Annotated in this window: 9 protein-coding genes and 7 tRNA genes; 1 reads left to right on the top strand and 15 read right to left on the bottom strand. The window is 43.8% G+C overall.

Translation table 11 applies throughout. The features are described 5' to 3' along the window. Positions 1 to 73: 73 nt before the first annotated feature. From AC5FX4_RS16365 to AC5FX4_RS16435, 15 genes are all read right to left on the bottom strand, one after another. The gene (locus AC5FX4_RS16365) at positions 74 to 1,009 is read right to left on the bottom strand and encodes a formyltransferase family protein (RefSeq protein WP_493607399.1); all 936 of its coding nucleotides are present in this window, start codon (positions 1,007 to 1,009) and stop codon (positions 74 to 76) included. A gap of 9 nt (positions 1,010 to 1,018) precedes the next feature. Further along, a complete protein-coding gene (locus AC5FX4_RS16370; RefSeq protein ID WP_493607400.1) occupies positions 1,019 to 2,257 on the bottom strand; it encodes an SAM-dependent methyltransferase in 1,239 nt (412 codons plus the stop codon). 283 nt (positions 2,258 to 2,540) lie between these two features. Beyond that, positions 2,541 to 10,943 carry an Ig-like domain-containing protein gene (locus AC5FX4_RS16375; protein WP_493607401.1) on the bottom strand — a complete coding sequence of 2,801 codons (8,403 nt, stop codon included), beginning with the start codon at positions 10,941 to 10,943 and terminating at the stop codon, positions 2,541 to 2,543. A 129-nt stretch (positions 10,944 to 11,072) separates the two neighbouring features. Next, entirely contained in the window at positions 11,073 to 11,741 is a 669-nt protein-coding gene (locus AC5FX4_RS16380; protein ID WP_493607402.1) for a phage tail protein, read from the bottom strand. Positions 11,742 to 11,759: 18 nt separating this feature from the next. Further along, positions 11,760 to 12,662, bottom strand: coding sequence for a hypothetical protein (locus tag AC5FX4_RS16385; RefSeq protein WP_493607403.1), 903 nt, complete (start codon positions 12,660 to 12,662; stop codon positions 11,760 to 11,762). A 9-nt stretch (positions 12,663 to 12,671) separates the two neighbouring features. Further along, positions 12,672 to 13,916 (bottom strand): SAM-dependent methyltransferase, encoded by a 1,245-nt coding sequence (locus tag AC5FX4_RS16390; protein WP_493607404.1) that lies wholly within the window; start codon positions 13,914 to 13,916, stop codon positions 12,672 to 12,674. 420 nt (positions 13,917 to 14,336) lie between these two features. Beyond that, entirely contained in the window at positions 14,337 to 15,254 is a 918-nt protein-coding gene (glsB, locus tag AC5FX4_RS16395) for a glutaminase B (protein ID WP_493607405.1), read from the bottom strand. A gap of 97 nt (positions 15,255 to 15,351) precedes the next feature. Then, positions 15,352 to 15,708 carry a ribosome hibernation-promoting factor, HPF/YfiA family gene (hpf, locus tag AC5FX4_RS16400; protein WP_493607406.1) on the bottom strand — a complete coding sequence of 119 codons (357 nt, stop codon included), beginning with the start codon at positions 15,706 to 15,708 and terminating at the stop codon, positions 15,352 to 15,354. A gap of 244 nt (positions 15,709 to 15,952) precedes the next feature. Further along, positions 15,953 to 16,028: transfer RNA gene (locus AC5FX4_RS16405), tRNA-Phe, on the bottom strand. 194 nt (positions 16,029 to 16,222) lie between these two features. Continuing rightward, positions 16,223 to 16,298 (bottom strand) — tRNA-Thr (locus AC5FX4_RS16410). Between the two features lie 51 nt (positions 16,299 to 16,349). Next, positions 16,350 to 16,425 (bottom strand) — tRNA-Phe (locus tag AC5FX4_RS16415). A 116-nt stretch (positions 16,426 to 16,541) separates the two neighbouring features. Beyond that, positions 16,542 to 16,617: transfer RNA gene (locus AC5FX4_RS16420), tRNA-Thr, on the bottom strand. A 12-nt stretch (positions 16,618 to 16,629) separates the two neighbouring features. Further along, positions 16,630 to 16,705 (bottom strand) — tRNA-Phe (locus AC5FX4_RS16425). A gap of 119 nt (positions 16,706 to 16,824) precedes the next feature. Beyond that, positions 16,825 to 16,900: transfer RNA gene (locus AC5FX4_RS16430), tRNA-Thr, on the bottom strand. 11 nt (positions 16,901 to 16,911) lie between these two features. Continuing rightward, positions 16,912 to 16,987 (bottom strand) — tRNA-Phe (locus AC5FX4_RS16435). Between the two features lie 277 nt (positions 16,988 to 17,264). Here AC5FX4_RS16435 and AC5FX4_RS16440 point away from each other — a divergent pair. Then, entirely contained in the window at positions 17,265 to 20,057 is a 2,793-nt protein-coding gene (locus AC5FX4_RS16440; RefSeq protein WP_493607407.1) for a hybrid sensor histidine kinase/response regulator, read from the top strand. The last annotated feature ends 33 nt before the right edge of the window (positions 20,058 to 20,090 follow it).

Consider the following 20,090-nt stretch of genomic DNA (forward strand, 5'->3'; position numbering starts at 1 on the left):
TTATCAACCTTGGAAACACTGCCCCCAAATACGCTAGGTGTAAAACCCCACCACAAAGCGCTATAAACCACTGTTAATTATTTTCTGGCATCAATGTAAAACCAGCTTCTAAGCCAAATAGCACCGCAAATCGATAACCATCAAATACGCCTTGCTGTGTACCAATAACATCTAAGCGCAGTGCCCCATTAATGGTTTTAATAACTAACCCGGTGTGTCTATCGACCTCAATAACTGTTCCCGCCTGTACGCCAATCAAAGGGCTCTCTACAACGCTTGCTTGCAACAGTTGAAACATTTCTTGGCGGAACTGAAATAGTGCACATCCTGCATCAGCATTGCCTGCTCGGGCCATATTGACGACTTGCTTGCTGGTTTGCTTATGCCAATTAACTATTAATTGTTGCTGTGCAATTTGTGGGGCTGTTTTGTCACTTTTGTCACCTTGCTTGTGCCAAGTGATTCCTTGTTTTTCATCTAGTTGACAATATTTTGCTACTAGCTCAGGCAAAGCCTGTGCAACTTTGTATTGCACACAACTTATGGTATCGAATGGGTGGATCTCTATTTCAAGATCTGTGGCGATATCACCACAATCAAGCAACTCTGTTACTTGATGTAGCGTCAATTTGGTTTTATCTTCGCCATTTCTCAACTGCCAATACAACGGAAAAGGCCCTCTGTAATCGGGCAATGGACTGGGATGAATATTGACAAGGTGACCTGAAAAATACTGGATTAATGCGGGGCGCACTTTGTGCCTGAACAGGTAAATCAAGCCTCGATTAACCGCCAAGCTATCTAGCTGGCTGAGCAAGTCTTTATCATCGCTAAGGTTATAAGCAAGCGTTTTAATACCACTTTGCTGTAACCAATGTTGCAGTTGCATCAAGTCCGGGGTTGGCTGTGCATCAACCAATACAACACAAGCTAATTGGCCACTTTGATGTAAATACTGAATCGCAGTAAGACTTTGACAACTACCTGTAAAAACAGCATATTTCTGCATATTCTGCTCCTACACTTTTACTGGCACAAAGCCAGGTAGGCCGCTTAGCTGATAATAAAACTGCACCGAGTCACCACTATTTGCAACAAAGTGGCTGTGCTCAACATCACGGGGTTTAGTATCAATGTAAAAGCTCATGTCAGGTCGAGGGTGAGTTATCCCAGAGTCATACTGCCCAACCCCTTCTTCTGCGAATGTGTCTATCTGCGCATAAATCGCCAAGATTCGCTTGTTCATATCTTCAACACCAGCGGGTAGGGTGATCTGATTGGCGGGAATAACCTTGATTCCTTCTTGTAATTCAAGCGTTTGCATATTGAGCAAAGTAGATTTGTTAATGCTTAATATTTCACCTAACTCCACACGGTCTTGCTGTGCACTGGCATCCATATTCAGCGAATGACTGTACTCCACTTCCTTCCACTGTTGATTAAATTCGTTTTCCCCAATAACCATCATGCCCCTCACTGAGACATTTTGTGGAATGATCAAGCCCTCTATCGTTAAAAACTGTACCAAATGCTTAGCGATGCTCAGTTGACCCTCTTTGGTGAAACCATGCTGCATGGCTTCTAAAACCAGTAAGTCTATGCTCTGCTCGGGCACATATGTCGTAGCATCAGCCTCTTCAATACACAAAATAAATTCATCTAACTGTAAGTCTTTTACTAACTGCTTAAGCGCCAAAACAGCACCAGGATGCACATCTACCAAAATGACTTGGAGCTGCTCCTTGGTATATTTTTGACTGTCTTTGTAGTAACTCAATAAAGGCAATAACAATGGCGCAAAAGGGCCACAAGCAGGATAAAGAATCGTAATTGAGTCGGTATGAGATAACTTGCTTTGAATCGCTTTATCAACCCCGCGCGCATAACCCTGAATTCGATAAATATCTTTGATAGTGTGCTTGCAATGGTAGGGTGACATTATTAGCCCAGATGCTGACACATATTGCTTAGTGAGTAACTCCTCACTCAACTGCGCCAAAGCCATAGATTGCACTGCATTGTCGTACATGGCTGTGAATGCTTTTACTAAAGTCTTATGCTCTACTTTGCTATCACTCAATACCAGAGCCATCGCATCAACAAAGCTCTTTTGTAAAAGCTGTTGTCGCTGCGCTGTGGTTAATTTTGCTTTTAATAAGGATTCTAATTGTGTTCGAATTGAGTGTTTAAGTAATTCATCAACATGGGGGTCCGCGAAATCCAACACAGATCTGTTTTCAACTTTTGGTTTTTCCATCTATGCTACCTAGCTCCAAGGGTCCTTGACTAAAACGTATTACGGCAAGATTCAGTCTGTATTCATTGCTGTCTCCTCATAAGTCTAGTCACACAAAAATAAAGCGCTAAATTTTTAATCAAAAACAAGCCGCTGTTACCTGATAAAGGCACCACTATATAAATAAAAATTGATTCCATTTTCACCACTTACAAAATTTAAACGTCAAGCTTTTCTGCGCATAAAAAAGAGGGCTGGATTAATATCCAGCCCTCTTCAAATCAAAGATTAAAATGAAAGAAGTTTATTTTTTCAGTGAACGCCTTCTTAAGGCTGCAATCCCCATCAGCACGTACAACCACATAAGCGCACCTCCTGAAGATTTACCGCCTTGACCATCAACGTGTGTACCAATGTCTTTCACAGTCACACTCACTGTGCTTTTGACTGGTTCTCCATAGCCATCACTTACCGTATAGCTGATAGTGTCAGTCCCTGTAAACCCTGCTTTTGCTTTGTAAAGCAGCACTGTTCCTTGTTGAATGCTTACGCTACCTTGAGATGCAGAAGCTTCAATAATCGTCAGTTCATCACCGTCAACGTCACTATCATTGGCTAAAACATCAATATTGATACTTGCCCCTGTATTAACTTGAGCAACATCTGATTGTGCTACAGGTAAACGGTTTGCTGTAACCTGAACTTGTACCGAACCATTGCTACTTCCGCCTTGCTCATCACTCACGACATAGTTAACCGTATCAACACCAGCAAACCCTACGTTAGAAACATAACTGAGCTTACTGCCTTCGATAATGGTCACTTCACCGTTACTCGCTGTTGCCGCGCTCAGAGTTAAGCTATCGCCATCTGGATCTGTGTCATTTGCCAAGACATCAATCGTAGTCACCTTGTGATGAAGTGCCGTCACTTGCTCACCTTGTACAACGGGTGCACGGTTACCAATTACTTCAACGGTAACTTGGCTATGTGCCGTACCACCTTGGCCATCAGTGATGCTGTAAGTAATGACATCTGCACCTACAAAGTTTTCAGCAGCCGTGTACTTCAGCGTTTGTTGTGCTGTGATAACCACCTCACCAAACTGAGCGGATACTTGTGACAACGATAAGTTATCGCTATCAGCATCCGTGTCATTCGCTAACACGTCGATTTCTACGCTGCTGTTCCAAGATAGGCTGGCGCTATCTGCATTTGCCACTGGCTCAGTATTATCAGTCAAATAAACCGCCACACCACTTGGGTCAACGACAGTACCGTTAGCTTCACCGTCCGCATCGTTCGGTCCGCCGTCTTGTACTACTAGCTGAACACACCAATGCCCTTCAGTTAAACCTGGTTGCCATAGTTTGTCACCCGGCGGAGGACAATAGCCAAACTCACCGGCTGTACTGAACACTTGGTTGTTTTCGTCTTCAACAAACTCGCTCCAACCTTTTGCTTGCGTGTACTTGCGGTAAACGGCATTGGCAGGAATAGGCAACTGTTGAGGAAGAACGAGAGAGTAGTTTTGACCTTGCTCAGGTAAACCATAAGCAATGTAATCAAAAATACCACCGACATTTTTAGCCTGCGTATCACTCACAATACCTTGCTGTTGATCAGACTCCAATTGCAATCCACCCGTATTACTGAGTGCTGCAACTGCGCCACGACGCAAGCAAACGCCTGGATCGCCCTCAGCCAAGAATGCGGTTTGATTGTTGACCTGTGCAGGTACAACGTTACATTCATCGATTGCATCTAAGTAATCTGCAATACCGTCACCATCCGTATCTTTGTAACCTTCTTCACTGTCAGGAATTAAATCGCCATCGGTGTCGACATCAGCTAAACCAGCTAAGCGCTCGATAACTTCAACATAAACAGTTTCGGTCGCACTTAGAGCAGGCGAACCGCTGTCAGTGATAGTGGCTTTTATCGCGTAAACGCCCTGTGAAACAGCCGTTGGGTCAAACACAAAGCTGGTTTGTTCTGTACCAAGGTTGCTTAAGTCTGATAACCAGCTAAGTGCCAGTTTATCAGCTGGGTTGGCATCTTTTGCCGTTGCCGTGATCGTTACAAGTCCATCAGCTTGGCTCACCGTCATACGTGTTTCATCTTGCTGTTGCACGTTTAAGCTCAACGTTGGTGCAATATTACTTTCACGAATACGGATTGTCGTTTGCTGCTTGCTACCTAAGTTCAGATCGGAGGCCAATGTCACAATGACAGTTTCCTCTTGCTCTGCAACCTCATCAAGCGTCACATCAAAAACGATGCTTGCTTGTGTTCCACTATTAATAGTAACAGTACCACTTTGTGCTGTATGGTCATTTTGTGATGCTGAGCCACTGATGGTGTAGCCAATTTCTAATGGATAAGTCGGCGAAGGTCCATTCAATAGCACTTGTACCGTCACGGTAGAACCCTCAGAAACCACTTGGTCTTTGCTAAGTGAAATAAGCGGTTTTACGTTCAACACTTGCTGTGCAATAGTTTCAAGGCCTGCACTATCTTCGGTACGCCAGTATACATTGTGCTTACCTGGTGCAAATACCGTTTGAGAGTCAACCAAAGAGACGGGTAGTACGTTGCCGAGTGCATCTTTAGCTGAAGCAACACCTAAGTTTACTTTCGTAAATAAGCCCGTTGCATTGATGGTAAGATCCGCGGGTACCGTCAGCGTTGGCGCTTGGGTATTACGGTTACCCTCAATTACCAAGTTAACCTTAGCGTTTGCACGGCCTTTCTTACCATCTGTCACAGAATAAGACAGCGACACTGACCCAATGTAACCCGTCGGTGCTTGATAACTAATCGTCGAATCATTAGCGGTAGCAGTACCGATACTCGCCGTAACCCCTTCAATACGCAGTACATCACCGTCAATATCCGCATCATTACCTAATACCGCAAGCGTATAGCTATCATTTGCAGTTTTAGTCAGCGTAATGCTGTCATCTTGCGCTGTTGGTGCATCATTAACAGGGTTAATGGTTACTGTAACCGTTGCAGCCTCTGAAGTGAGTTCACCATCGTTGGCAATATAGGCAAAGCTATCTTGACCATTAAAGTTAGCGTTTGGCGTATACACCCAACCCGTATCGGTCGCGACTAAAGCGCCATTTTGTGGCTGCGTTTGCAAAGTAAACGTGAGTTTATCGTTTTGCTCATCACTCACTGTCGCGGTAATGCTAATACGACCGTCTTCATCTACTTGCACCGTTTGTGGGCTAGCTTTTGGTGCAGTGTTACGTACGCTCACTGTTAAGTTGAATGGCTTTAACGAAGCCGAGAGCTCACCATCAGACACGCTGATTGACACGTTCGCGGTTACGCCAATGTGTTCACTGGTAGGTGTGCCCGATAACTCACCCGTTTGTGTGTTAAACGAGGCCCAAGTCGGTTTATTTTCAATACTAAAGGTCAAGTTTTGACTATCAATATCAGTAGCAACTGGGGTGAAGCTGTAACTATCGCCCTCAACCACCGAACTGGCTGGTTGACCTGAAATAGTCGGTGCGTCATTCACATTAAACACGCGCAGCGAGAATGCAGGCAAGCTTGCTTGCAACTTACCATCAGACACGGTGATCACAATGCCCTCAGCGCTACCAACATGAGTTTGCTCTGGCGTACCAGATAAACCACCAGTTGAAGGATTAAAACTTAACCACACAGGCTTATTAGCGATGCTATAGGTGAGCTTGTCACCATCAATGTCGCTGGCTTTCGGTGTAAAGGTATAAAGCTGACGTTCATCCACACCCGTTTTTGGCGAACCAGTAATGGTTGGTGCATCATTCACATTTGTAATAACTAAATCAAAAGCGCTCAAACTGGCTGTTAACTCGCCATCCGATACAGTCACAACAATACCTTTGCTCGTACCCACATCGGCATTTTTTGGTGTACCGCTTAGTTCACCTGTGCGTTTATCAATACTTAACCACTTAGGATTATTTACCAGTGAATAAGACAGCACCGTTGAATCAACATCTTGACCAACAGCAGTAAAGCTATATGCCTCATCTTGTGCAACTGTAACAACTGGCGTGCCCGTAATTGTTGGTGCATCGTTCACGGCCTTTACTACAATGCTGATTGACTGAGAAACGCTACCAGCTAAGGTATCCGTCAGTTGAATCTGCACGTTTCTTGGCTCTGTAGAAGGCTTATCTGAGGTGTTTTCATAGCTAAGGGCTCTAACCAGTGCTTGCACAATCGCGTTGCTACCCGCACTTAGATTTACCGTTAAGCTGTCACTGCCTGTTACTACACCATCATTGGCGGTGCCACTGGTTTCCTCAAGCGTTCCAATAACCGTATTTTGATAACTCAACTGCTCATTGCCAATGCTAAAGTCACCTGTTGTGTCGATCGTGAGGGTATCTTCTGCCAAGCCATTAGCAGTGATTGAAACAACGAGCTTCGCACCGTTATGCCAGTGAGTATCGCCATCGACATCGTTAGCACTCGCTTGGCTATCAATGATAGTCGCAGCATCGTTCTCTGTATAATCAAGCAGTTGACCCAATACAAGCGTAGGCGCTGTATTCACCGTTAGGTTAATGGTCACATCGGCGTTGGCTGATATTCCTCCTTCACCATCACTTAGTGCAAAGCGTACCACTCGATTACCCGCAATGCCCGCTGAGTCTTGGCTGTTGTCATAGCTAATCGCGTTAATAATCGCAGCAACCGTGGCATTGGTGGCGTTGCTGTTAAAGGTAATCACCAGATTATTGCCATTGCTACCACCAGTATAGCTCGCCACACTGGTTTGGTTGTATTCCACCTGACCATTGTTGAGTGAGATAGCTGCACTGCTGTCATCAATTGTTAATACATCTTCGCTCGCTTGCGCACCGCTGATAATCGATACCAGTAACGTGCCACCATTGAAGGTATCTGTATCAATATCCGTCACCGTTGCCGCGCTGTCTTGGTTCACAATCACAAAGTTTTGCGCTGAGGCATTGTAATCAAACTGCTCGCCGTTTAGATTGTTGATAACAGGCGCGTCGTTCACATCGGTAATATCCACATTCACTTTCGCCAGTTCAACACTGCCAGAACCATCATTACCTGTGATAGTGATGATTGCTTGGTTATCACCTTGGCTATTCTCTTCACCCGTATACTTGATGTTTGCAGCCGTATTAAGGTAGGTATCAATTGCCGTTGCAGAGCCCACTAGCGTAATGGTTTTACCATCTTGCGAAAGCATGGCTGTAACACCGCCACTGCTGCCATCCGCAGGCGCTGCAAACTTACCTTTATCTGCGCTAATGGTCACCGTTATGCTGCCACTGTCACCATCAATCAAGGTCAATGCCGACAAGTCTAAGTTTGAATTAGCATCTTCCGTTACCGATACATTCGCAGGTGGTGTGGTTACCGACACAGGGTCATTCACTGGGGTAATGGTAAAGTTAAAGGTCTGCGCTGTAACTGGCCCTGCATTATCTTCACCACCATCGGCAAGGTTAAACACAAAGCTATCTGATGTGGTATCGCTGCTATTGTGCGTGTACATCAAATTACCATTGTCGATATCTTGCTGGGTAAAAGTAGCGTTTTGCGTAAGTAGCTCAACTGTATCTAACGTATCGTCATTATCCGCATCAACAAACAGGTTACCGTTAGTTGGTGCTGTAGTAATGGTGTAAGTTAACCCTGCACCGCTGTCATCCACATCTCCTTCGTTTAAATATGCACTGGTAATGGTTGTGGTTGCCCCTTCTGCAAGCGTAATCGCCGCATTAGTAGCAAGTTGCGGGGCATCATTGACAGATGAAACTGTAATTGCCGCCACATCTGACTTAGTTGAAAATGCCGACGTGCCCCCCTTAACTGTTGCATCTGCTTCATTACCCGCCGTACCTACTGATTTATCCCAAGCAACAAACGTGATGCTTGATGAACCATGGTAGTGCGCATTGGCTACAAAGCGTACCTTGTGTGTATTTCCTGCGGTTAATGTACCATCTAGCAAACGCGCTGTTGTGGTTAAATCGACACTTTGTGCTGTGGTGTCACTCAAGTTCAACCAGTGAGTACCATTATCCGTACTGTATTGCCATACCCCGTTTGTGTTATCTACACTAACGACGGCAATGGCTTCAACCGTACTGCCATCCTCGTCACCGATTGAGTTGTCTACCACCAAAGTGGCAATATCAACGCCCGTGTTATTGGCATCAGAAATATCTTCAATAATTGCAGTAAAGACTGGCGTTTGTGTGTCATCCAATGTCGGCGCATCATTCACTGGCGTAATTGCCACTACCGTCTGATTAGTGCCGCTGCTATTGGCAATCCCATCGTTGAATGTCCAAACAAGCGTTGCCGCCGTACCCGGTGCCTCCGAGCTGTTTGTATAGGTAATATTTTGCAGCACGCTATTCACAACAGTTGTGGTTGCGCTACCGTTAAATGTTAGCTTTAACGACCCTGCGCTATTTGTCGTCACTGTGCCTACCGTCGTATTGTTATAGGCAAGTGCTTGACCTTGTGTTAGTACAGCTAAGTTACCTGTGTTGGCAAATACATCACTGGCATTCGCACCGCCAGCACGCACAATCGTGATACTCGCACCATCATAGTTACCACTGTTGGTATTTAGCGCATCTAACTCGGTATCAGAAACCGTAACATTGCTATCTAGCACTACTGCTGAGCCATTTTCAGTAAACGCCGGTGTGCCGTCTAAGTTTGCTAATACTGGTGCATCGTTTTCGTCCAGCGTAATAGTCACTGTTTGTATACCAGACTCAACCGCGTTGTCTGTCGTTATTGAGACGATGTCGATCACTATCGTTTCGTTATCATCAATCACACTATCGTCAACGGCTGTCACTTTGAATGTTTTTGTAGATGACCCCGCAGCAATCGTCACACCGCTACTGATGTTGTCAGATAAGGTGTAATCAGTACCTGCACCTGTTGCTGTACCTGAAGTATTTAAACTGACTGTCACTGCATTGGTGGCAGTCACTGCATTGCCAGATGCATCTTTTAACGCGGCAGTAACTGTGGCCTCGCCACTTTTCTCACTGATTGTGGCATTATCAACACTTAATTCAACAGTCGGTGCAACCGTAAAGGTAAAACCGGTGTTATCACTGAAGCCAGCAAAAGCATTGCCGTTTTGATCAGTTAAAAAGCCTGAGTCCATGCGCACCGCATAACTCACTCCCGCTGACAAATCAGCACTTGGATTAATGGTTAAGGTGTCACCCGATAAGCTGATCTGAGTGCTATCAACTGCAAAAGTTTCAATCACACTTCCGTTGCTATCCACTAAAGTGATGGTGCCACTAGAGCCCAGCTTCATCGTTTCAGAAAACTTCAGCGTTAAGTCACCTGACGCCGATACACCAAATCCACCGTTTGCAGATGATGAACCAGACACATTGATACTCGGTACAATACCATCTATCACGATAGCTTTATTCGCAGACAAAGAATTTGCAGCCCCAGGCGTGGCAAGAGTCAATATCGCAGCATTTCCTAAACTGTCTTTAATCGTGCCGCTATTTAGAGCCAACGCAGATGTTGAAACATAGGCTAAATCAGCGCTGACATCCCCTGATTGTACCGTATAGTTAAAGATCACTTCGCTGCCTGATACACTTGCAAAAGCGGCCGTACGGTCTGTTGTGCCGGTTTCTAAAGTCAGTATTGGCGCGCCAGTAACCAGCACAGACTGATCAAAATTAACGCTGATATTAATTGTGTCGCCGACTTTAAATGCACCCTCTTGCTGGGATGTTACAGAGGTAACCTTAGGCGCTCTATCTACCGTATGCACAGCGCCATTAAAACTGCCAACATACCCATTGGTGTTATTACCGTTACCTAAGCTATCCGTAATATTAGTATTCGACTTCAAATCTAAGCGCACACTACCTACGCCAGAAATACTATTCACAGTAACATTAATAGATGTGCCTGAATCAGCAGAAACACTTGCCACTGTGCCTGTGGCATTACCTGAAACGGTTGTTAGCGTAAAGTCATCTGTTGAGACATTGGCAGCTGATTCATCAAATACCAGTGTATAAGTGAGTGACGTGCTGCCTGCGCTGGGGGTACCTAAGAGGTTAATCGACGATACGGCAGGAGGCGTGGTGTCGCTCTGTGCATTGACATTCTCAACAACCAAACTGCGGAACGAGACATTCTTAAGAGTGCCATAATCATTGTCATCATCAATTGTAAACTCGATTGTAGATACTGCACTCGCAGGAGAAAAAGAACCGAATATATCAGCCAAACCAGCCGATGGTGAGTTCGAAAGACGCGTCACGTTTGCTAGCTTATATGATGAGATTTCTCCCCCTTTAGCATCTCTTAACACAAGTTTGGTATTTGGTGATAGATCAACCTGAGAACTACCATACGCGAAGACAATAATATTCTTTAAATCAAAGTGAGTTACAGTGTTGCCATCTGCTTTGAATGTAAATGTACCTGGTGAAGCATCATAAATAGGACCTATTTCAGGACCGTAATCTGTTAAATTATTTGATACCAAATAGCCGTTATGATTAGTTACTGTTTTATACCCTGTGCCGCCAGAATCGACACCTCCAATGTCAGCAAAGCTAATTGTTTGTTCTGTATTTGCACTAATTACAAAAGACGTTGATGTGATAAGCAACACTGCTAGCGTATTTAGCATTCGAACAATGCTCATTGATAATCTCCCTTGCACTGAATGCACTCACTCATGGTAGTGTTAAGAAAGCCAACCTTAATTCGGTCGCTATACATGAATAACTCCTCAAAAATAAAGAAGGCACTTTGATTAAAGCGCCAAAAACCGTTAACTCCGCGGTGGGTAAGTGCCCGCATTGGCAATGACAAACTTAATAACCGTGCTAGGTTGGTAATTTAGTATTGGCGCTGATCCACCTGTACTATCCACATCAACTTTCACCTGCACAGCGGTTTGTGCGTCATGAAAACTCCCTGATATTTTGACAGCATCCGTTGCCATTTGCACATCAGAAGTAGTCGAGTACGCCTTGCTGACTGGTGTTGTTGCTCGGCCATTTACAAGCTCACCTGTAGCCCAGTAAGCCCCTTTGGCATTGTCGGTATCACCCAGTCCGTCTTTCGCGTTTACAGTTAAGGTACCTGCAAAACCTGCCACTGCAGTTTCCGCTTCCGCTTCTGCTGTGGCTGTATGCGTATGTGACGGCAACTGAGCAACGGATAAGTGATTGTACGAATTGCCAAAACGGTTACCTAGTACTAGTTCTACTGATGACTCTATACCTAGCCCACGACCATCACCTACGGCACTACGACCGCGAAAATCCGGTAAAGCAAAGGTTGCGCGACCATCACCGCCATACATTGTGCCCAACAAAGAGTACAAAGTGGAGTTGGTAGCGATAGTGACAAGCCCTCCTGCACAAGCAAAATAACCACGTGGTACGTAGTTGTATGCCACCATTTCAATATCACCAATTAATGGATCAGCGCTCATATTTTTCTTCCTTATTTATTATTTTAAAATCATGCCTGCTTGCAGTTTGGCCTGCATCGCAAAGCGATAGCCATCAAAAATACCTTCGTTGCAACTCACTATATCCAGCTTTAAGGCTTGCTGGTTATTCAACGCAATCACCAATCCATCTGCCTTTGACAACGTTAAAATTGTGCCAGCTTTAACGCCAAAGGTTGGTTGGGTACTTACGCTTACTTGCAATAACTGACACACCACTTGCCCAATGCGTAATCGAGCACCACCAAAATAAGGGTTTGCAGCTCGTGTGAGGCAGGCAATGTGCTGCGCGCTGTCAGTTTGTAAATTAGCCAATAAATGAGACTCGTCTAATTGAGGCGGTGTGTGAGGTGTAAATGGCGAGCTATGTTTGGCTTGGACTAAAGCGTTAAACTGTGTAGCAAGCGTTTGCAATGTCATAGGCAACTGCGCCATCAGTTTTTTATGTAAAGTACCCGCAGTGTCATTTTCTTCCACGGCCACTTGGTACTCACTTAATCGTTGCATATGCTTGCTTGAGGCAACAATCAAAGCACAGCTATCAGCTTGCTCTTTAATGGCATCAAACAAAGCATGTTCAATTATGGCGTTACTATGTTCACCAAACTGTACCTGTATAATATCTTGTTCAACTTTAAGGTCTTGCAAAAGTGCAAAAGGTAAGTGAAAGCTGACAAAATTTTCCCCCTGCCATGCGTGTTCCGCAGAGTTAATAAAGTCAGCATCTAATGTTGCTTGAAAAGCACTTGGTAGCGAAAAGTGCTGCGCAACCGCCGCCAATTGCTGAGCCTGAGACTCAGCACAATGGGTGATCAACACCCCAGCAAGCGCCTGCATTTGCACTAAACATTCAATAGCTGGGATAGCCGACGTTGAGCAAGTGATTAAAATAATTTTTTTCATGCTACTGCCTTATGCAATCGTCGGTAAAAAGCCCGGCATACCGCATAGCTTGTAGTAAAATTTAAGCTTGTCGCCGCCTTTTACCAGCAAATCATCTGGCTCTGAAGCTTTTGGTTTAAAATCAATACATACCGACATATCTGCTAAAGGATGGGTGATCCCTGAATCGTATTGAGCAACCTGCTCTTGTTCATCAACATGCAAGTTAGCACTGAGTAACAAAATGCGTTTTGACATATCATCCACATTGTGTGGAATAGTCACTTGACCTGCCTCAATCAAATCAAAACCATTACCAAGTGGCATCGTTGTCATTTGCTTCAAAGTCTCTAAATTAAGCGTAAAAATTGGGCCAAGTGAGAGTCGCTCAGCTTTGATCTGCTCATTGATAAAGCTGGAATGACTGCGTTCTTGTGCTTGCCATTGGTCAACAAATTCGCGCTGCGGCACTGCAAGCATCGCCTCAACCACAATTTCCTTTGGTAGCAAATAAACATCCGGTGCTAAAAACTGCGCAAGGTGACGCATAAAACTCAAGTGCCCTTCTTTGCTCAAACCATGTTGCATTGCTTCAATCACTAAAATATCTATAGGTTGGGAAGGCTGATAGTCCATGACATCCATGCACAGCACCTCGACACCGTGCTCTAACCCCAAACTCCCAACCACACGGTCAAGCACCTTTTGCGCACCAGGTTGAATATCAATCAGCGTTACTTTTAATGGTCGTTGATAACGGTTATGTTTTTTGACGTAGCACAGCAACGGCAACACGAGGGGTGCAAATGGCCCACAAGCTGGGTAAACGAGGTGTAATGGCTCAGATATTCTCTGCTCAGCGTCAGCCAACACGTTATCAAGGCCACGAATAAACGCTTTTACACGGTAAATATCATTCACGGTTGATACCGCATCTTTAACCGCCATCACTAAGCCCGTAGCGTTTACAAAAGAATGTGTAGCTTCTTGTTCCGTCAACTCAAGGCTTTGATAAAGTTCTAATAAAGACGCTGAAAAATCAGAAAAACATTCAACAAGCTGCTCATGCGTTTGAGTCTTAGCAAGTAAGCAATCTACAACGGCACAGCAATGCTCGATCAGCACTTGTGAACTAGCAAAGGCTTCGCCTTTAAGTTGTCGATTAAGTTGTGAACGTAAAGATTGGTTAAAAAGACGCTCTAAGCTTGGATCAACCGAACTTAATTGCTGTTGTTTAGAGCCCCAAGTTTGGATAGATTCATTGCTTTTTGTCACACCAGCTTCCTTAACTCAGTAAAAGTGTTGATACCATATGAGAATACGTACCCATAGCAAAACACCCGCACTGTGATTTAAAGACAGCTAAAACAATTTAAATTACAAAGTACGTAGGTGCATTTTTGGCAACTTTATTAGGGGCTATTAGTAAGTAATAAAAAATTTGGTGGTTTGACACCAATAAAGAGGGTTACTTAACCTTATGAATTAGTTGCAAAAAAAGGAACCATGAGCAGGCGGCAATTTAACCCAATTATTTAAATAAAGTCAATTACATAGCATTACACTTACGACAAATTATCAATAAAACCAGATAAATCATCAATAAATTATTTAAAAGCAGCTAAAACGACAAAAAACAACGCTTATTTTCGCGATCTTCCGTAAAATGTGAAGAAATCAAGCTACATATCTGGACTAAAAAATTGCCGTGTTCAATTGTTCCGATAAATACTCAAGTGCGCCAATTCCTGCCACTGAGTTACCTATTTTATCTAGGCCAGGAGACCATACAGCAACTGTAAATTGGCCTGGTACAATAGCAATAATGGCACCTGATACGCCCGATTTACCAGGCATTCCAACGCGATAAGCAAAGTCCCCAGCCGCATCGTATAGGCCGCTGGTAAATAGTAATGAATTTAGTTGTTTAGTTTGTTTTGCGCTTAAAAGCTGCTGCTGGCTTTGTGCACAATAGCCTTGATTGGAAAGGTAAGAGAAGGTGCGAGCAAGTTCAGCACAATTAACCTCAATTGCGCAATAATTAAAGTAAGACCACAATACCTCTTCCACCACATTGTTGAAATTGCCAAACGATTTCATTAAATAGGCCATCGCTGCATTGCGATAGCGGTGCTCAAATTCCGACTGTGCCACCCGCTTATTTACCACAACTTTATTATTGCCCGATTGACGGCGATATTGCTCGAGCATGGTATGAATGGGCGCACCTAAACGCGAAAATAGCGCATCACAAGTAACAATTGCGCCAGCATTAATAAATGGATTTCGAGGAATACCGTTTTCAAACTCTAACTGAGTCAAAGAGTTAAAAGCAGTACCTGATGGTTCCTTCCCTACCCGTTGCCATATTTCATCTTCATATCGCTGCAATGCCATCGTGAGCGTCATCACTTTAGAAACCGATTGCACGGTAAAGCGAGCGGTACAATCACCCACCGTATAAGTTTGATCACCATTGACATGAATGGCCATAGCAAACTGGCCAAGCCGTTGCTCTGCAAGCGCGGGAATATAATTCGCAACTTTACCTTTATTCAATAGCGGTTGAATATGTTCAAAAGTGGCGTCTAAAACGGCTTGATAATTCGGCATGTATACAACTTTATTAGCAACAAAATAGTTGCTCAGTCTAGCATAAAAAAAGGGCCTGTTAAGGCCCTTAGCTTATGTAACGCTTAGGCTTGATTGCCTAGCGTAATTCCATTTCTTGAATTATTTCGTGTGCGATCTCCGGTGTTGTACTCACCGGCTTATCATGTAAATTTGCTTTTAACTGCCCCTTTCTATGTTTTAGTGAGGCTTCTAGCTTTTTCGCCGCATTCGCAATCGACGGGTACATAACTTCTCCCTCCCCTTTGACCCCGATACGAACACCAGAATATTTTGTGGTAATTTCCGTGTAAAATTTCTTATTTTCTTTGCTGACAATAATATCCAGCGATAACAAAGACGGAAAATGAATAGCTGTTTTGGCAAACTTTTCTTGAACGTGAGCTCTTACTGCATCTGTAACATCCACATGGTGGCCCGAAAGATTTATCTTCATACATGTTTCCTTTTCTTGTTTACCTCACTAACAGTATTGAGGCCATTTGCTAAAACCTCAAGGGCAAATTGTCAGATAATTTTCATAAATTTGAAAACAATGCTTTGGATCAATAACTGAGACAACAACACAGAAACGTAACACTACAGCTAACCTTTTGAATAAAAGGTCTAAAAGGAAATTAAGAAGTGCATTTGAAAAATTGGCATAAAAAAACCTCGCAGTTGCGAGGTCTTTTTCAAAATGGTGCCCAGAGGCGGAATCGAACCACCGACACGAGGATTTTCAATCCTCTGCTCTACCGACTGAGCTATCTGGGCAAATGTGTATATATGTATCGAAACACCAAACATAGATTTTCAATACAATTCCCAAAAGCTCTACCGACTGAGCTGTCTGGGCAAAAATGTATATAAGTATTGAAATACCAAACAAGGATTTTCAATACAATTCCAAATGACTTTAATTACTAAGTTATTTGGAAAGTTTTAGCATGATATTGCTAAATGAAGAATGGTGCCGACTATCCGAGTCGAACGGATGACCTACTGATTACAAGTCAGTTGCTCTACCAACTGAGCTAAGTCGGCACACGAATTTTTTAAAACCGTATGGTTTTTTGATTTTAACAATCAAAAGAATGGTGCCCAGAGGCGGAATCGAACCACCGACACGAGGATTTTCAATCCTCTGCTCTACCGACTGAGCTATCTGGGCAAATTTGATTTTGCTTAAAAACCCCAAAATGGATTTTCAATGCACTCCAAGCCGCTCTATCAACTGAGCTATCTTGGCAAAATTAGACGCTATTTTTTGATTCCTAGCAGAGGAAATGGTGCCGACTATCCGAGTCGAACGGATGACCTACTGATTACAAGTCAGTTGCTCTACCAACTGAGCTAAGTCGGCGCACCTAAAAAATGGTGCCCAGAGGCGGAATCGAACCACCGACACGAGGATTTTCAATCCTCTGCTCTACCGACTGAGCTATCTGGGCATTATTTTTATTCGTATCTAAACCAACGAGGATTTTCAATACTACACCCAACAGCCCTACTCACTGAACTGCCTAGGCATTATCTTTTGTTGCTTATATTTTTATTCCTAGCAAGGAAATGGTGCCGACTATCCGAGTCGAACGGATGACCTACTGATTACAAGTCAGTTGCTCTACCAACTGAGCTAAGTCGGCGCACCTAAAAATGGTGCCCAGAGGCGGAATCGAACCACCGACACGAGGATTTTCAATCCTCTGCTCTACCGACTGAGCTATCTGGGCGTGCGGCGTATTAAACGGGTTTTGCCCTTTTAAGTCAACCCTTTTTTTAAAAGCAATGTTCGTTTGCACAGTTTTCGCGCAAAGCAGCTAAAATTAAGCGGTTTTGCAGAACATTTAAGCATATCGCGCCCTAATTATTGGCGAGAATAACGCGGTAGAGTCCCCAACAAAGGCGTAAAAACGTGGGGAAATTGTATTCCCACAGTGATAGGATTGCTCTAATTGTACGCTTTTATTTTATTTACAGCGGAATAGACGGACTGGAACATTTAAAACAATGCAAAAATCTTCACCGAGTCAATCAGCAAGTGCGATGCCAAGAACAATAATAGCGGCACTGTTTACTGGAATATTGTGCGCCTTCGCAGGCTACTTGTTGCCTACAAGTAAAGAAGCGCCAAAGCTGGATATTCAAGCGGCTAAATTATCAACTCCTCTGGCACATTTAATCGTCAAATCAAATACTGATGATGCAAAGCAGCTTCTTGAGAGTATCCAATTAATGTCAGACGGTGTTGACGCCTACCTATATAAAAAAGGCAACACAAACGAAACAACATTAGTATACCAAAGCTCTAGCAACGTGATTGAGCCAGCATTAGAACGCGAAACGATCACCCAATCAGGAATAGTCGCCGTACACCAACCTCTTTATTTTGAAGGGCAACCTGTTGGTGAGTTGATTTTAAGTTACACACAGCCCACTTCGACTAGTCAAGCTTTGCTCGCCTATGCGTTATTCGCTCTGGCAATTGCCCTCGCTGTTTTTTTTGCTTGGCTTTGTGCAAAACGATCTGGCCGAGATTTAACAAAGCAAAGCGATATATTGCAAGAACAGTTACAAGACATCATTGATAGACAAGACTATCGCACCAAGCTTAGAACTGAGTTAGGTAACGGCTTGGATGACATTGCGATTCTTATCAATCAATTGCTGGAACAAATTCAGTCGGTGATTGAAAGCGATCAAGAAGTACATACAGAGCTTAAACAGTTACAAACAAGCTTAGAAACAGAAGTACAAGCGCGAACATTGGCGCTTGAAAAAGCTACCTTGCACGCCGAACGTGCGAGCGAAGCCAAAACCACCTTCCTTGCCACTATGAGTCACGAGATCAGAACACCTATGAACGGTGTTATTGGCACAATTGACTTGTTGCGACAAACGGAGTTGGATGGTGCGCAACACCGCCTAAGTACAATCATCCGTGATTCTGCCTTTTCACTACTTGGCATATTGGACGATATTCTCGACTTTTCTAAAATTGAAGCGGGCAAGCTACAAATTGAAAACAAAGCGTTTTCAGTATCGGAAACCATTGAAGAAGTGGCCAGGGTGCTGTCATCGGTTGCTAAAAAGCGTAAATTGGATTTACAGCTTTCTATTGCACCAGACATTCCAAACAACTTGGTGGGTGACACGGTTCGAGTCCGACAAGTGCTGTACAACCTATGCAGTAACGCCATTAAATTTACAACCACGGATGAAGAACGCCAAGGCTATGTAAAAATATCCGTTGAAGTGGCGCAAAACACGTCAGAACATTACACCCTAAGATTTGTTGTTAGCGACAATGGTAAGGGCATGAGCCAAGCGCAGCTACGAGAGATCTTCAATCCTTTTATGCAAGGTGAAGGCACTATCACCCGAGAGTTTGGTGGCACAGGGCTTGGCCTATCAATTTGTAAAAGCTTAATTGAACTCATGTTAGGCTCAATCAACGTGTCGAGCGATATTGGCATAGGCAGTGAGTTTGTTGTGGAGTTGCCATTTAGTGTTCAGGGTAATGTTCAATACGCAAATAAAAATGTTTTGGATAACCGTGAAGTTGTAATTTGCACTCAAAATGCCGACAGGCAGAAAACCCTTCATCGCTATTTGTCATTCATGGGCGCACGCGTTGCGAGCATGGCTAACATTCAAAGTGATGAGGAGTTCCATCACAAACAAAATGTGATTTGGATTTTAGATGGCCTCGACAATATGGCGTCGGTGAACGACCAGCTTCGCTCATTGATTTACTCACTAGAAAATAGCGCGCAACACGTGGTGGTATTGAGCACCATGGACGATGCGGCGATTAACCATAAAAATATTTTTTATCTCAACGCATCTCCGCTTTGTAAATCTAGTTTTATGACTGCGGTTCTGGTAGCGGCAGGCCTTCATAAACCCAAGCAGCTTAAGCCAACCAGAACACTTAATAATTACTTGAGTGTTGAACAGGCTAAAGCGGAAAATAAACTTGTGTTACTAGTCGAAGACAACATTCTCAATCAGCAGGTATTGACCGATCAGTTGCACCTATTAGGTTATGGTGTTGAGGTCGCGGAGAATGGACAGCAAGGCTTGGAGATCTGGAAGCAAGGCCACTACCCTATCATTTTAACTGATTTGCATATGCCAAAAATGTCAGGCTACGACATGGTCAAAGAGATACGCGATATTGCAGAGCAAAGCGAAGACATCAATGCCCAGCCATACATCATCGCGGTAACAGCAAACGCATTAAAAGGTGAAAGAGAGCGCTGCTTAAATGCGGGTATGAACGACTACATTACAAAACCTGTAGAGTTAAACGTGCTAGAAGCCACTTTGCAACACTACGCAAACACCATCGCTAAAAAACAAGGTGTTGAACCAAGTACAAGTGACAAAGCGGTGACCTTAGAACAAGATACCAGCGAGCAAACTCGATTATCTAGCGCACCGCCGATCAATTTAGAAACGCTGAGCAAGTATGTAAATCATGATGAAGCCAAACAGCGACGCTTTTTTAAGATGTATTTAGAGCAAAGCGACCAACTCACACGTGAAGTATATGGGGCGGTGATTTCAATGGACCAAGATGCCATTATTGAAGCGTGCCATCAACTCAAGTCTATTTCAAAAACCATTGGCGCAGACAATGTCGCCAACCTTGCCATTGAGTTTGAAAAACACTGTAAAGATAGCACGCTCACATCTGACGCGTTAATTGAGCACAGAAACAGGCTAGAAAGTGCCTACTCTCAGGCAGTCGAGTTTATTCAAGCGTATTTACAGTCTCACCCAGAAAAAGGCGAGTAATTTAATGCTAATTTAAGAAGACGCTATGACCTA

The organism is Pseudoalteromonas sp. ATL1, from assembly GCF_058933015.1.